The organism is Delftia acidovorans NBRC 14950 (genome assembly GCF_001598795.1).
Taxonomy (GTDB): domain Bacteria; phylum Pseudomonadota; class Gammaproteobacteria; order Burkholderiales; family Burkholderiaceae_C; genus Comamonas; species Comamonas acidovorans.
The window spans coordinates 189,160-203,908 of sequence record NZ_BCZP01000005.1; the positions used below are offsets into that span (position 1 = coordinate 189,160).

Below are 14,749 nucleotides of genomic sequence, written 5' to 3' on the forward strand. Positions count from 1 at the left end.
GCCCCAACACCTCTACAGCTCCGCCAAGAAACCGAATGACCACCGCCTTCACGCACCTGTTTAGCCCCCTGCAGCTCGGCCCGCTCAGCCTGCCCAACCGCATGGTGATGGCCCCCATGACGCGCAGCCGCACCAGCCAGCCAGGCGACGTGCCCAATGCATTGATGGCCACCTACTACGCACAACGCGCCAGCGCCGGCCTGATCGTCTCGGAAGCCACCCAGATCTCCCGCCAGGGCCAAGGCTACAGCTTCACCCCCGGCATCTATTCAGAGGCGCAGGTGGACGGTTGGCGCCGCGTCACGGACGCGGTGCACGCCGCCGGCGGGCGCATGGTGCTGCAGCTGTGGCACGTTGGCCGCATGTCGCATGCCAGCTTTCACGCCGATGGCCTGCCGGTCGCGCCTTCGGCGCTGTCGCCCGAAGCCCAGGTCTGGGTGGTCGGCGACGACGGTGTCGGCCGCATGGTCGACTGCCCCGTACCGCGCGCACTGAGCGCACAGGACATCCAGGACGTGATCGGCGACTTCCGCAGGGGCGCGGCCAATGCGATGCGTGCCGGTTTCGATGGCGTGGAAATCCACGGCGGCAACGGCTACCTGATCGATCAGTTCCTGCGCACCACCTCCAACCACCGCACCGACGCCTACGGCGGCGGCATCGCCCAGCGCACGCGCTTCGCCGAAGAGGTCGCGGCCGCCGTGGCGGGCGAGGTCGGGGCCGAGCGCACCGGCATCCGCCTGGCGCCCTTCATCACGCAGCGCAACATGAACTGCCCGCAGATCATTGAGACCATCCTGCATCTGGCCAGCAGGCTCGACGAGATCGGCCTGGCCTACATCCACCTGTCGGAGGCCGATTGGGACGATGCGCCCGAGATTCCGCAGGACTTCCGCCACGCGCTGCGCCGCGCCTACCAGGGCAAGGTGATCGTTGCGGGCAAGTACGACGCGGAGCGCGCCCAAGCCATCCTGCACGAGGGCCTGGCAGACCTCGTCGCCTTCGGCCGCCCCTTCATTGCCAACCCGGACCTGCCGGCGCGCTACGCCGCCCAGGCGCCGCTGGCCGCATTCGATCCGAAGGCCCTGTTTGGCGGCGACGCGCGCGGCTACTCGGACTACGCAGCCCTCGCCACTGCCTGAAACCCTCCTTGCTCGCCCTCCCTGCTCTCCCTCCTTGCTCTCCCCTCTTCCTCAACCTTTGAAAGCACGACCATGAAAGCCGTTGGATACCAGAAACCCCAGGCCATCAGCCAACCCGAATCGCTGATCGACATCACCCTGCCCGATCCCGTGGCCACCGGCCGCGACCTGCTGGTCGAAGTCAGGGCCGTGTCCGTCAATCCGGTGGACACCAAGGTGCGCGCCAGCGGCGCGCCCGCCGAGGGGCAAACACACAAGGTGCTGGGCTGGGATGCCAGCGGCATCGTCAAGGCCGTGGGCCCCGAAGTCACGCTGTTCAAGCCGGGCGACCGCGTCTGGTACGCCGGCTCCATTGCGCGCCCTGGCACGAACAGCGAACTGCACCTGGTGGACGAGCGCATCGTGGGCCACGCGCCCAGGTCGCTGGACTTCGCACAGGCTGCGGCCCTGCCCCTGACCGCCATCACCGCGTGGGAGATGCTGTTCGACCGCCTGGGCATCGCGCCGGGCAAGCACCCCAGCCACAAGACACTGCTCATCATCGGCGCCTCCGGCGGCGTGGGCTCCATCCTCACGCAGCTGGCCACGCGGCTGACCAGCCTTACCGTCATCGGCACCGCATCGCGGCCCGAGACGCAGGCCTGGGTCAAGGAGCTCGGCGCCCACCACGTGATCGATCACAGCCAGCCGATTGCCGACGAACTCAAGCGCATCGGCTTTCCCACGGTGGACCTCATCGTGAGTCTCACGCAGACCGACCTGCACTTCGCACAGATCGTCGAGGCGATCGCGCCCCAGGGAAAATTCGGCCTGATCGACGATCCCGCGTCGCTGGACATCACCAAGCTCAAGCGCAAGTCGGTGTCGGTGCACTGGGAATTGATGTTCACCCGCGCCCTGTTCGGCACCGACGACATGATCGGCCAGCACCGCCTGCTCAACGAGGTTGCCGCACTGGTCGATGCCGGCCTGATCCGCACCACGCTGGCCGAGCGCTTCGGCAGCATCAACGCCGACAACCTCAAGCGCGCCCATGCCCTGATCGAGTCGGGCAAGGCGCGCGGCAAGGTGGTGCTGGAGAACTGGGGCTGAGCCATGAAGACAGAGACCATTTTCAACCTGGCCATCCTTGAGGCGAAGGCCGGCCAGCAAGACCAGCTGCGCGACGCCCTGCGCGCGCTGGTGCCATTCACCCGGCAAGAGGCCGGATGCCTGGACTACACGCTGTTCGAGCTGGCGGACAAACCCGGCACCTTCTACATGCGGGAGTCATTCAGGGACCAGGCAGCGCTGGATGCGCACTTCAGCATGCCGTACTTCAAGGCCTTCGAGAAACGCTTCGACGAACTGCTGGCACGCCCCCTGCAACTGGTGGGCCTGAAGGAAGTGCCCTGACGGGCGGTAGAGATCCGGGGGGTACGGGTCCGGGCGGTACAGATCCGGCCGACGACTAGCGCGCGGCTGCAACGCGCCGCCCCCACGCTGGCGGCAGCGTGGGGGTTGCCGCCGACAGCTCGTCCCATACGTACTGGGCGGCAAAGCCGTGGTGACGGCTGCGTGAGCGCACCAGGCAGGCTTGCCGGCCCAGATTTCTTTCGGCCAACGGGACTGCGTCCTGCACATCCAGGCTCATTGCAGCGGCACCGTTGAGCAGCGCAACCATGCCGTTTTCACGGGCGGCATGCACCAGGTCCTCCAGCGTATCGGACTCCAGATGCACGCCCGGCTTCAGCCCCTGCGCCGCAAAGGCGTTGTCGAGCTGGCGCCGCATGGCGTATTCGCTTGGCAGCAAGGCCAGGGGGTGGTTCGCGACCTCGCTGAGCTCCAGCAGGCGTCGCCGCCGGCGGGGCTTCAATCCCACGGCCACCACCGGCTCGTCGAAACAGGCCAGGATCTCCAGATCGGCATGCGGCTCCGGGTCGAAGCTGACGGCGAGATCGAAATCGCCGCGCAACACGCCCTCCACCAAGGCCTGTGCGGTGCGCCTGCGCAATGCGATCGCCAGCTGCGGCCACTGCGCCTGGGCACTGCGCACGACGGGCAGTACCCAGCATCCCGCGTAGGACTGCACCAGGCCGATGCGCACCAGGCCCGCCACGGTGCTCGCACGCGCCTGCACGTCGCGCAGCGCCGCCTGCAGCTCCCTGAGGCAGGCCGACACCCGGCGGTCGAGCTCATGTCCGGAGGCCGTGGCAACGGCGCGACCGCTCGCACGGTCGAACAGATGCACGTCCAGGGTCGATTCCAGCAAGGCGATCTGCTCCGACAGCGCCGCCTGCGAGATCGAGGCATCGCGCGATGCCGCACTGAAGCTGTGCGCCCGCATCGCCGACACGAAGTAGCGCAACTGGCGCAATGAGACGAGATCGAGGGGGTCGCGGCTGCGTGCGGACATGGCCATCGGATTATCCGATAGGCGCGGCCAGAAAATGCGAATTGCGAAGAAACAAGGGCCTGCCGACACTACGGCCACGAGACAACTCTGGTCACGAGAGCACCGATGAAACGACGCAACTTCCTTCAGTACGCCAGCACGGCGACGGCCATTTCAGCCTTGGGCGCAAGCCCCTTGGCGCGCGCGCAGGCATTCCCTTCCAAGCCCATCCGCATCATCTGCCCCTATCCGGCAGGTGCGACCACCGATGCCGTCTCCCGCCTGATGGCGAATGCCTTGCAGACGGACAGCGGCAGCACGGTGATCGTCGACAACCGCAGCGGTGCGGGCGGCAACATCGGCACGGAGGCAGCAGCACGCGCCGAGGCCGACGGCTACACGCTGCTGCTGGGCGCACTCGGCCCCATGGCCGCGAACCCGGCGCTGTACTCCAGGCTCAACTTCGATCCGGCCAAGGACTTCACACCGCTGGCATGGGCCGCCTCGGTGCCGTTGATCTGGGCCGTGCATCCCTCCTTCTCGGCGGCCACGGCCAAGGAGGCGCTCGAATGGCTGCGCAAGAACCCGGGCAAGTTCTCCTACGCATCCGCCGGCAACGGCACGCCGCAGCACCTGGCGGGAGAACTCGTCAAGCGCCAGACCGGCACTTCGATCCTGCACATTCCCTACCGCGGCTCCGCGCCTGCACTCAACGACGTGCTGGGCGGCACGGTGCAGATGGTGTTCGAAGCCACGCCGGCCATCCTGCAGCATGTGCAAAGCGGGCGCCTGAAGGCGCTGGCGGTGACGTCCGCCAGGCGCATTCCCGCGCTGCCCGGCGTGCCCACACTCAAGGAATCGGGCGTGGACGCCGAGATCAGCGGCTGGTACGGCTTCCTCGCGCCCGCTGCAATTGCGGCCGACCGCAAGGCCTGGCTGATCAAGCACATGGGCGCGGCGCTGGCGGCCAAGGCCACGCAGGACAGGTTGGCCGAACTCGGCTCGGTGCCCATCGACAACTCGCCCCAGGCATTCGCACGCCTGCTGGACAGCGAGCGGACACGCTGGCAGACGCTGATCCGCGAAGTCGGCATCAAGCTCGACTGAAGGCGCCGCCCCATGCCGCACATCGCCATCGAGGTATCGCCATCCTTGCTCCCGTCGATCCAGTGGGAGCCGGTCCTGCACGCCATGCACCTTGCGCTGGCCGAGCGCGGATGGGCACGGCTCGCGGACCTGAAGTCGCGCGTGGCACCCATCGCCGTCGGACTGTGCGGCGAGGACCCCCACGCGCAGCAACTCATCGCCACCCTGACGCTGACCAACCCGCGCCCGCCGCAGATGTGCTCGGCCATGGCCGAGGTCGTGTTCGAGCATCTCTCGCGTGCGACTGGTGCGATCGGTGCGATCGGCCCGATCGACGCGCCCCCGGAGTCAGCGGCGTGGGTGCAGTGCTGCGTTTTCCTGCAGGAGCACCCGAAGTCGCACTACCTCAAGCGGCAATGGAACGCGCCGCCGCCCGCTTCCTCAACTCCATGACAACGGGAAAAGCGCCATGTGTTGCGGCTGGCCGCTGATCGCGCGCTGCCGGCTCAGGCCGCCAGGCCTGCAGCCAGTTGCCGCACGGTCCGGGCACTGGCGCCCTTGCCGGTGATGGCCACCGCAGGAGGGTGGGCCAGCATGCGCTCGAAGACCTTGCGCACTTCCTCGGCACCGATGCCATCGATCATCGCCAGCGTCTCGGCCACGGACGTCACGCTGCCATGGGCAAAGAGGTCCTCGACAGCCCGCTCCATGGTGGCGTACGTCCGCTCGCCCGCGCGCACCCGCGAGACCGCCAGCTGGTTCTTGGCCCGTTCCAGATGCACGGGGTCGATGCCGGCAGCCTGGGCGCGCAGCAGGCCGCCTGTCGCGGCCACCAGCGCTTCGAGCTTGTCCGGCGTCGTGACGGCATGCACGATGAAGTTGGCCCAGACGTCACCGCCCTCCATCGCCGCATAGGCCGTATAGGCCAGTCCGAGCCGTTCACGCACGGTATCGACCAGGGGCGACGACATCCCCTCCCCCAGCAGATGGGCCGCCAGCGAGGCCACGAGACGCGCACGCTGCGGATGCTCGCCCTGCAACTGCTCGAACACCAGGGGATAGGCCAGGTTCACGAACACCTGGGACACCTGCGTGAAGCGTTGCGCCAGGGCCTGCCCAACATACTTTGCGGGCTGAGGGGGCAACGCCACAGCGGAATCGGCCGACGCAGGCATGCCGGCGAACAGCTGCGCCGCCTGCTCCAGCCAGGCCGGCACATCGAAGTTTCCGGCCGCGACGACGACGGTCTTTTCTCCCACGTAATGGGACTGCACATGGCGCACCAGATCCTGCCGGGTGAAGCCTTCGATATTGGCCACCGTGCCGATCACCGGCATGCCCATGGGGTCATCGCCCCAGATGGCGCGGTCCAGCAGATCACCGGCGCTGTCTTCCGGGTCCTCTTCGTACTCGATGGCCTCCTGCCGGATCACCTGCAGCTCCCTTTGCAGCTCATGCTCGGGAAACACGCTGTTCAGGACGATGTCCGCAATCATTCCCAGCAAGGCCTGCGCATGCCAGCCCAGGCCGGTCATGAAATAGCCGGTGATGTCCTTCCCGGTGAAGGCGTTGACCTCCGCGCCCAGCCGCTCCGCATCCAGGTTGATCTCCTGCACGGAACGCGTGTGCGTGCCCTTGAACGCCATGTGTTCCAGCACATGGCTGATGCCGTTGCTGGTGGAGGTCTCGTCGCGGGAGCCCACGCGCAGGAACACACCCACGCTGACGCTCTGCAAATGCGGCATGGGCAGCGCCAGCAGCCGCACTCCGTTCGCAAGAGTGCGCAGGGCCACAGCAGGCCGCTCCAGTTCGGTTGCCGCCAGGGGCTTTTCTTGAATCATGGGCTATTGTCGTCGCGCTCCAGAGGATGCGCAGGGCAGGTCTCTTCAGCCCTCTTTCGTGCGCCTGTGATCAAAGCTGCGGGGAGCTCGGCCGCAGCCCATGCGCCACCAGCAGACAGCATGGCGGACAAGGTCTGGGACCCTGCGCGTTACCCCTCAAACTAGCTGGATCTCTGTCGCCAGGCACGATGGAACCATTTCTCATTTCCATACAAACAAACAAACATGCTGACCATTGATTTCGATGACTTCAAATTCGATATCGTGCCGACTTCTCGTTCCATCGAGGAAGATGGCGTCCCTTATCGGGACTGGTTGACTCTCAATGTAAAAATCACGGACGGTAATTTTTCGGGCAGTGTTCAGTGGTTGACAATGCCAGCAGAAATCAAAAAATTCCAGCAAGACCTTTCACAGGCCTATGAGTCATTGGTAGCGGGCAATTTTGATATTGAACCTGTCCAACTCTCGGGGATCGAGCCTCAATTTCTGCTTGCCATCGGGGTGGCGAACGCATGGGGCCACCTGTTCGCGCAATACACCATGAAGGACTCCCCGGACGGCCCCGAGCTCAAAGGCTCGTTCGGATTGGATCAGAGCTTCCTTCCCGAATGGATTCGTGATCTGGATGAATTGCTGGAATTCCGCAGCCTTTAATAGTCGATAGCACAATTTGCCCAGAGCTCAGCACAATCACAAAATTTAATGCATTGGGCCCAGATAATTCCAGCCTTGCCAAAGTCAGAAACAAAAAAGCCCGCATTGATGCGGGCTTGAGGTGGAAACACTGCCAGACAGTTCCAGCAGTTTCCTATTGCGCAATCACTCCCACTCAATCGTCGCCGGCGGCTTGGTCGAAACGTCGTAGGTCACGCGGTTGATGCCGCGCACTTCATTGATGATCCGGCCAGACACCTTCTTGAGCAGGCCGTAGGGCAGCTCGGCCCAGTCGGCGGTCATGAAGTCGCTGGTCTGCACGGCGCGCAGGGCCACGACGTAGTCGTAGGTGCGACCGTCGCCCATGACGCCCACGCTCTTGACGGGCAGGAAGACGGTAAAGGCCTGGCTGGTGAGGTCGTACCAGTTCTTGCCGGTGGCTTCGTCGGTCCAGTTGCGCAGCTCCTCGATGAAGATGGCGTCGGCGCGGCGCAGCAGGTCGGCGTATTCCTTCTTGACTTCACCCAGGATGCGAACGCCCAGGCCCGGGCCGGGGAAGGGGTGGCGGTAGACCATTTCACGCGGCAGGCCCAGGGCCACGCCGAGTTCGCGCACTTCGTCCTTGAACAGGTCGCGCAGGGGCTCGAGCAGCTTCAGCCCCAGTTGTTCGGGCAGGCCGCCGACGTTGTGGTGGCTCTTGATGGTGACGGCCTTCTTGCTCTTGGCGCCGCCCGACTCGATGACGTCGGGGTAGATGGTGCCCTGGGCCAGGAAGGTGGCGCCCTTGTGGCCACCGTCACCTGCCTTGAGCTTGGCGGCCTCGGCCTTGAAGACGTCCACGAACAGGCCGCCGATGATCTTGCGCTTGGCCTCGGGTTCGCTGACGCCGGCCAGCTTGCCCAGGAACAGATCGCTGGCGTCCACGCGGATGACCTTGGCGTGCAGCTTGCCTTCGAACATTTCCATGACCATGTCGCCTTCATTGAGGCGCAGCAGGCCGTGGTCCACGAAGACGCAGGTCAGCTGGTCGCCGATGGCGCGGTGGATCAGGGCCGCGGCCACGGACGAATCCACGCCGCCCGACAGGCCGAGGATGACTTCCTCGTCACCCACCTGCTCGCGGATTTTGGCGACGGCTTCCTCGATGTAGTCGCCCATGATCCAGTCGGCATTCGCCGCGCAGATCTCGCGCACGAAGCGGTTGAGCAGGGCCGCGCCCTGCACGGTGTGCGTGACTTCGGGGTGGAACTGGACGGCGTAGAAGCGGCGCGCCTCGTCGGCCATGCCGGCGATGGGGCAGGACGGCGTGGAGGCCATGACCTTGAAGCCCGGGGGCAGCTCGGTGACCTTGTCGCCGTGGCTCATCCAGACCTTGAGCATGCCGTGGCCTTCGGCCGTGGCGAAGTCCTCGATGCCCTTGAGCAGTTCGGTGTGACCATGGGCGCGCACTTCGGCGTAGCCGAATTCGCGGGTGTGCGAGCCTTCGACCTTGCCGCCCAGCTGGGTGGCCATGGTCTGCATGCCGTAGCAGATGCCCAGCACGGGAATGCCCAGCTCGAACACGGCGTCGGGGGCGCGGTCGTCCACTTCGTAGACGCTGGCGTGGCTGCCCGACAGGATCACGCCCTTGAGGCGGCCGTCGGCGGCGAATTCGCGCACCCAGTCGCTGCTGACGTCGCAGGGGTGGACTTCGCAGTAGACATGGGCTTCGCGCACGCGGCGGGCGATCAGCTGGGTGACTTGGGAGCCGAAGTCAAGAATGAGGATCTTGTCGTGTTGCATGGTCATCTCAGGCAAAGGTGATGGGAGGGATCAAAAATCTTCAGGGGCCAGCAGCGCCAGCCCGCGCTTGCGGGCGGCGGCGGCCTGGGCCGCGTCAAAGGTGGCCAGCGGCAGGCGCAGCGACTGCGCCAGCCACAGGTAGGCCGCGTCATAGACCGGCAGGCGGGTGTCCAGCGCCACGTCGAGCACGGCCTTGTGCTGGGCGGGCGCCAGCTCGTGCAGTTCCACGCGGTGGCGGATGGCCTCGAGCACGCCCCACAGGCCTTCGACCGAGCTGTGCGGAATGCGGCCGCCGTGCACGCCCGAGGCGATCAGGTTGCCGCACTCCCACTGCCAGAGGTTGGGCGCCTGCGGGTCCACTTCGTGGCGTCGGATTCGGGTGTACAGGCGCTGGGTGTGCACGCTGGCGGCATCGGGCAGCAGCCAGGCGGCGGTGACGGAGGCATCGAGCACGAAGGAGGTCATGCCTGGCTCCGGCCTGCGTGGCGCAGTCGGGTGGTGGAGTCCGGCGCCTGTGCCGACTGTGCCGGCTGGGCTGGCCGCACCGTGGCCTGCAGCACCTGCATCTGCTCCAGCTCGCGGGCGATCTGCTCGTCGGTGATCACGGGGCGGCGGCGCACCGGCAGCATGCGCACCACTTCCTTGCCGTGGCGGGTGATGCGCACTTCCTCGCCCTGCTCGACAAGTTCGATCAGGGCGGAGAAACGGGTCTTGGCTTCGTAGATACCGACAGATTGCATGGCGGGGCTGAAAACAAAAACAGGCCTGGTGTCCGGCCTGGCCCGAATTCTAGCATTCTGGCCAGAATTTCTAAAAATTCAGACCAGAACCTTGCGGATATTAGAGGGCCTTGCCTCGGAGGGCTATCGGTGAACGCCACTCAGCGCTGTTCGCGCACGAAGCCGACAAACCGCGCCAGCGCGGGCGACATGGCTCCGGCAGGCCAGGCCAGGCTGGTCTCGCAGACCGGCAGGGCAACGGGTTTGCTGCCTGCACGGGCGCTGGCGAAAACCGCCTCGCGGTAGACCACGCCGGGCCTGCAGAACTGCATCACGCTGGCGGGCACCCAGGCCAGGCCGATGCCGCCCCAGACCAGGTTCACGATGGTCTGCATCTGTATCGCCTGCTGCGCGATGCGCGGCACATGTCCGTGCCGTCGGTACAGATCCGTCACCGCGTCATGGAGCGAGGGCATGATGCGGCGCGGAAAGATCACCAGCGGCTGCTCCAGCACTTCGTCGAGCATCAGCCGGTCCGCGCCGGCAAGCGCATGCTGCTGAGGCAGGGCCAGCACCATGGCTTCCCGTCCCACGGCCAGGCGCTCCAGGCCGGCCGGCGCATGCCCGGGGGCATGCAGCATGAGCCCGGCATCGATCTGTCCGCGCTCGAAGGCTTCCATCTGCACATCGCTGGTGGCCTCGACCAGCTCCAGCGCCACACCGGGCGTGCCTGCAACGAAGTCCCGCACCCACAGCGGCAGCCGGGTGAAGCCGATGGTGGAGACAAAGGCCAGCCGCACGCGCCCCACTTCCCCCGCTGCCGCAGCCCGCGCAATCCCCGGCAGCGCTGCCGCCCGCGCCAGAAGCTCACGCACCTGCGGCACAAGCGCCTCGCCGGCCGGCGTCAGCGCGACGTGGCGGCTCGAGCGCTCGAACAGCGCCACGTCCAGGCTGCGCTCCAGCTGGGCGATGGCCTGTGTGAGCGGCGGCTGCGTCATGTGCAGGCGCGACGCGGCGCGGCCGAAGTGCAGCTCGTCCGCCACGGCCAGGAATTGCCGCCAGACGCGCAGATCAATGAGGAGCTCATTCATATGCACAGCATATCAATCATGCCGATGAATAGGATTGGATCAGATGGATCAGTCGGCCCATACTCATCCAACCCCCACAACGAGAGACATGCCATGACCCCGCCGAACCTGATCAACCGCCGAAGCTCCCACATCACCGAAGGCAAGGCGCGCGCAGCCAACCGCTCCATGTTCTACGGCATGGGCTACAAGGAAGAGGATTTCAAGAAGCCCATGGTCGGCGTGGCCAACGGCCACAGCACGATCACGCCGTGCAACTCCGGCCTGCAAAGGCTGGCGGACGCGGCCATCGCAGGCATCGAGGAAGCCGGCGGCAACGCGCAGGTGTTCGGCACGCCGACCATCTCGGACGGTATGTCCATGGGCACGGAAGGCATGAAGTACTCGCTGGTCAGCCGCGAGGTGATCGCCGACTGCATAGAGACCTGCGTGGGCGGCCAGTGGATGGATGGCGTGCTGGTGGTCGGCGGCTGCGACAAGAACATGCCGGGCGGCATGATGGGCATGCTGCGCGCCAATGTGCCGGCCATCTATGTCTACGGCGGCACCATCCTGCCCGGCAGGTGGAAAGGCCGGGACCTGAACATCGTCAGCGTGTTCGAGGCCGTTGGCGAAAACGCCGCCGGCAAGATCAGCGACCAGGAGCTCAAGGACATCGAGCAGCACGCCATCCCCGGCACGGGCTCGTGCGGCGGCATGTACACCGCCAACACCATGTCGAGCGCGTTCGAGGCGCTGGGCATGAGCCTGCCCTACTCCTCCACCATGGCCAATCCCCATGATGAAAAGGAAAACTCGGCCAAGGAATCCGCCAGGGTGCTGATCGAGGCCATCAAGATGGACCTCAAGCCGCGCGACATCGTGACGCGCAAGTCCATCGAGAACGCGGTCTCGGTGATCATGGCGACCGGGGGCTCCACCAATGCCGTGCTGCACTTTCTTGCGATCGCCCATGCGGCCGGCGTGCCCTGGTCCATCGACGACTTCGAGCGCATCCGCCAGCGGGTGCCGGTGCTGTGCGATCTCAAGCCCAGCGGCAGATACCTGGCGGTGGACCTGCACCAGGCGGGCGGCATCCCGCAGGTCATGAAGATTCTGCTGAATGCGGGCCTGCTGCACGGCGACTGCATCACCATCTCGGGCCAGACCATCGCTGAGACCCTGGCCTGCGTGCCTGACGAACCGCCCAACCCGCAGGTCATCCGCCCCCTCTCGGAGGCGCTCTATCCGCAGGGCCACCTGGCCATTCTCAAGGGCAACCTGAGCCCGGAAGGTGCGGTGGCCAAGATCACGGGCCTGAAGAACCCGGTCATCACCGGCCCGGCACGCGTGTTCGACGATGAGCAATCGGCACTGGCGGCCATCCTCGACGGCAAGATACAGGCCGGCGACGTGATGGTGCTGCGCTACCTGGGCCCCAAGGGCGGCCCCGGCATGCCGGAAATGCTGGCACCCACGGGCGCCCTGATCGGCGCCGGCCTGGGCGAGAGCGTGGGCCTGATCACCGATGGCCGCTTCTCCGGCGGCACCTGGGGCATGGTGGTCGGCCACGTGGCGCCGGAAGCGGCCGTGGGCGGCACCATCGCGCTGGTGCATGAGGGCGACTCGATCACCATCGACGCGCACGCATTGCAGCTGCAGCTGAACGTGCCCGAAGACGTGCTCGCCCAGCGCCGCGCGGCATGGAAGGCTCCCGCGCCCCGCTACACGCGGGGCGTGCAGGCCAAGTTCGCATTCAACGCATCGAGCGCCAGCTCGGGCGCGGTGCTGGACAACTTCGCCATCTGAGCTTCGTGAGCGCACGAAAAAAAGAGGTCCGGGCAGTGGCTGCCCGGACCCCTTTTCCATCTCGCGCCAAGGCGCTGGATCTGGATCAGTCGGCGCGGTAGTTCGGCGCTTCCTTGGTGATCTGCACGTCATGCACGTGCGATTCACGGATGCCTGCGGCGGTGATCTCCACGAACTCGGCCGTGTTGTTCATCTCTTCGATGGTGGCGCAGCCGCAGTAGCCCATGGCAGCGCGCACGCCGCCGGCCATCTGGTAGACGATGGAGACCATGGAGCCCTTGTAGGGCACGCGGCCTTCGATGCCTTCGGGCACGAGCTTGTCGGCGTTGGGATTGCCGGTGCTCGACTCCTGGAAGTAGCGGTCGGCCGAGCCCTGCTGCATGGCGCCGATGGAGCCCATGCCGCGATAGCTCTTGTACGAACGGCCCTGGTACAGGATGACTTCGCCCGGAGCCTCTTCGGTGCCGGCGAACATGCCGCCCATCATGATGGTCGAGGCGCCAGCGGCCAGGGCCTTGGCGATGTCGCCCGAGAAGCGGATGCCGCCGTCGGCGATCAGCGGCACGCCCGTGCCCTGCAGGGCCTGGGCCACGCTGTCGATGGCCATGATCTGGGGCACGCCCACACCGGCGACGATGCGCGTGGTGCAGATGGAGCCAGGACCGATGCCGACCTTGACGGCGTCGGCGCCTGCCTCGGCCAGTGCCAGCGCAGCGGCGCCGGTGGCGATGTTGCCGCCGATGACATCGACCTGCGGGTAGTTCTGCTTGACCCAGCGCACGCGGTCGATCACGCCCTTGCTGTGGCCGTGGGCCGTGTCCACCACCAGTGCATCGACGCCGGCCTTGACCAGCAGCTCCACGCGCTGCTCGGTGCCCTCGCCCACGCCCACGGCGGCGGCCACGCGCAGGCGGCCTGCGCTGTCACGCGCTGCGTTGGGGAAGGTGGTCTGCTTGGTGATGTCCTTGACGGTGATCAGGCCCTTGAGTTCAAAGGCGTCGTTCACGACCAGGATGCGCTCGAGCTTGTGCTTGTTGAGCAGGGCCTTGGCTTCCACGGGCGTGGTGCCGTCCTTCTCGTTGACGGTGATCAGGCGCTCGCGCGGCGTCATGATCTGGCTGACCTTGACGTCGTAACGGGTCTCGAAGCGCAGGTCGCGGCTGGTGACGATGCCCACTACCTTGCCGCCGTCGCACACGGGAAAGCCGGAGATGCCGAGGTTCTCGGACAGCTGCAGCACCTGCAGCACGGTGTGCTCGGGGGTGATGACCACGGGGTCGTGCACCACGCCGGATTCGTGGCGCTTGACCTTGGACACTTCGGCAGCCTGTTGCTCTGCCGTCATGTTCTTGTGGATGACGCCGATACCGCCCTCTTGCGCGATGGCAATGGCCAGACGCGCCTCGGTCACGGTGTCCATGGCGGCGGACACAAGGGGGATGTTCAGGGAGATGTTGCGCGAAAAGCGCGTCTTGAGCGAAGTGTCCTTGGGCAGGACCTGGGAGAAAGCGGGGACCAGGAGGACGTCGTCGAAGGTCAGGGCTTTACCGAGAAGGCGCATGTGAGAGCTCCAAAAGAAGGATTGTACCCGTGCGCCGGATCACAATGTATGCTGTAGGCCATTGTTCCCCGCTATCGCTGCCCGCCATCATTTCCTGCTATTGCTACCTGCAACCGGCCCGATCACCCCAATCACCATGCATGCCACCAAGCTTGTTTTGCTAGCCGCGCTTGCCGCCTGTTCGCTGTCCGCAGCCGCCCAATGGCAATGGGTCGACGCCACAGGCCGCAAGGTCTTCAGCGACCGCGCGCCACCCCCTGACATTCCGGCCAAGAACATCCTGCGCCAGCCTGGCGGCAGCGCGCCCGCTCCAGCAGCGGCGGCGCCATCCACTGCACCGGCGGCTACAGATACGGCCACGCAGCCCGCTGCAGATGCAACGGCACAGGCAGCGCCTGCCGCCGCCAAGGACGCCAAGCCCGCAGGCACCGACAAGGCCCTGGAAGAGCAAAAGCGCAAGGCCGAGGCCCAGGAGGCCGCCAAGGCCAAGGCAGAAAAGGAACGGCTTGCCAAGCAGCGCCAGGACAACTGCGCACGCGCCAAGCAGTCCAAGACCGCGCTGTCTTCGGGCCGCCTGCTGGGCTACACGAATGAGCAGGGCGAGCGCGGCTTCATGGACGACGCCACGCGCGATGCGGAACTCAAGCGCGCCGACGCCATCATCGCCTCCGATTGCGGCGCAGTGCGCTGAGTGCCGAATCCGGCTCG

The 14,749-nt window shown here is 66.1% G+C and carries 15 protein-coding genes; 8 read left to right on the plus strand and 7 right to left on the minus strand.

Going from position 1 to position 14,749, the window contains the following annotated elements:
• Positions 1–35: 35 nt before the first annotated feature.
• The 3 genes from DA1_RS08425 (at position 36) to DA1_RS08435 (ending at position 2,537) form a co-directional block, all read left to right on the plus strand.
• Positions 36–1,142 (plus strand): alkene reductase, encoded by a 1,107-nt coding sequence (locus tag DA1_RS08425; protein ID WP_034392214.1) that lies wholly within the window; start codon positions 36–38, stop codon positions 1,140–1,142.
• A 72-nt stretch (positions 1,143–1,214) separates the two neighbouring features.
• On the plus strand, positions 1,215–2,234 hold the full coding sequence (locus tag DA1_RS08430; RefSeq protein ID WP_016448208.1) for a zinc-binding alcohol dehydrogenase family protein: 1,020 nt from the start codon (positions 1,215–1,217) through the stop codon (positions 2,232–2,234).
• 3 nt (positions 2,235–2,237) lie between these two features.
• On the plus strand, positions 2,238–2,537 hold the full coding sequence (locus DA1_RS08435) for a putative quinol monooxygenase (protein ID WP_016452308.1): 300 nt from the start codon (positions 2,238–2,240) through the stop codon (positions 2,535–2,537).
• 55 nt (positions 2,538–2,592) lie between these two features.
• On the opposite strand, the gene DA1_RS08440 is transcribed toward DA1_RS08435, so the two are convergent.
• Positions 2,593–3,537 carry a LysR family transcriptional regulator gene (locus DA1_RS08440; protein WP_230590755.1) on the minus strand — a complete coding sequence of 315 codons (945 nt, stop codon included), beginning with the start codon at positions 3,535–3,537 and terminating at the stop codon, positions 2,593–2,595.
• 105 nt (positions 3,538–3,642) lie between these two features.
• On the opposite strand from DA1_RS08440, the gene DA1_RS08445 reads away from it, so the two are divergent.
• Both DA1_RS08445 and DA1_RS08450 read left to right on the plus strand, forming a co-directional pair.
• Positions 3,643–4,623 (plus strand): Bug family tripartite tricarboxylate transporter substrate binding protein, encoded by a 981-nt coding sequence (locus DA1_RS08445; RefSeq protein WP_034392208.1) that lies wholly within the window; start codon positions 3,643–3,645, stop codon positions 4,621–4,623.
• Between the two features lie 12 nt (positions 4,624–4,635).
• Positions 4,636–5,055, plus strand: a complete 420-nt coding sequence (locus tag DA1_RS08450) for a 5-carboxymethyl-2-hydroxymuconate Delta-isomerase (RefSeq protein WP_034392205.1) — start codon at positions 4,636–4,638, stop codon at positions 5,053–5,055.
• A 53-nt stretch (positions 5,056–5,108) separates the two neighbouring features.
• Here DA1_RS08450 and DA1_RS08455 read toward each other — a convergent pair whose 3' ends face one another.
• Complete coding sequence (locus tag DA1_RS08455) at positions 5,109–6,443, minus strand: M16 family metallopeptidase (RefSeq protein WP_174549376.1); 1,335 nt, start codon at positions 6,441–6,443, stop codon at positions 5,109–5,111.
• Positions 6,444–6,668: 225 nt separating this feature from the next.
• On the opposite strand from DA1_RS08455, the gene DA1_RS08460 reads away from it, so the two are divergent.
• Positions 6,669–7,100 (plus strand): WapI family immunity protein, encoded by a 432-nt coding sequence (locus DA1_RS08460; RefSeq protein ID WP_034392202.1) that lies wholly within the window; start codon positions 6,669–6,671, stop codon positions 7,098–7,100.
• Between the two features lie 165 nt (positions 7,101–7,265).
• On the opposite strand, the gene guaA is transcribed toward DA1_RS08460, so the two are convergent.
• The 4 genes from guaA to DA1_RS08480 form a co-directional block, all read right to left on the minus strand.
• Complete coding sequence (gene guaA / locus DA1_RS08465; RefSeq protein WP_034364424.1) at positions 7,266–8,882, minus strand: glutamine-hydrolyzing GMP synthase; 1,617 nt, start codon at positions 8,880–8,882, stop codon at positions 7,266–7,268.
• Positions 8,883–8,912: 30 nt separating this feature from the next.
• The gene (locus DA1_RS08470; RefSeq protein ID WP_012204856.1) at positions 8,913–9,347 is read right to left on the minus strand and encodes a type II toxin-antitoxin system VapC family toxin; all 435 of its coding nucleotides are present in this window, start codon (positions 9,345–9,347) and stop codon (positions 8,913–8,915) included.
• The gene (locus tag DA1_RS08475) at positions 9,344–9,622 is read right to left on the minus strand and encodes a type II toxin-antitoxin system Phd/YefM family antitoxin (protein ID WP_034392201.1); all 279 of its coding nucleotides are present in this window, start codon (positions 9,620–9,622) and stop codon (positions 9,344–9,346) included. The genes DA1_RS08470 and DA1_RS08475 overlap by 4 nt, the downstream gene beginning before the upstream one ends.
• A 140-nt stretch (positions 9,623–9,762) precedes the next feature.
• Positions 9,763–10,692, minus strand: coding sequence for a LysR family transcriptional regulator (locus tag DA1_RS08480; RefSeq protein ID WP_034392198.1), 930 nt, complete (start codon positions 10,690–10,692; stop codon positions 9,763–9,765).
• Positions 10,693–10,785: 93 nt separating this feature from the next.
• On the opposite strand from DA1_RS08480, the gene ilvD reads away from it, so the two are divergent.
• On the plus strand, positions 10,786–12,480 hold the full coding sequence (gene ilvD / locus DA1_RS08485) for a dihydroxy-acid dehydratase (RefSeq protein ID WP_034392195.1): 1,695 nt from the start codon (positions 10,786–10,788) through the stop codon (positions 12,478–12,480).
• Positions 12,481–12,565: 85 nt separating this feature from the next.
• Here the strand turns inward: ilvD and guaB are convergent, their stop codons facing one another.
• Positions 12,566–14,041 carry an IMP dehydrogenase gene (guaB, locus tag DA1_RS08490; RefSeq protein ID WP_013803023.1) on the minus strand — a complete coding sequence of 492 codons (1,476 nt, stop codon included), beginning with the start codon at positions 14,039–14,041 and terminating at the stop codon, positions 12,566–12,568.
• Between the two features lie 136 nt (positions 14,042–14,177).
• On the opposite strand from guaB, the gene DA1_RS08495 reads away from it, so the two are divergent.
• Entirely contained in the window at positions 14,178–14,732 is a 555-nt protein-coding gene (locus DA1_RS08495; RefSeq protein WP_034392192.1) for a DUF4124 domain-containing protein, read from the plus strand.
• Positions 14,733–14,749 lie beyond the last annotated feature (17 nt).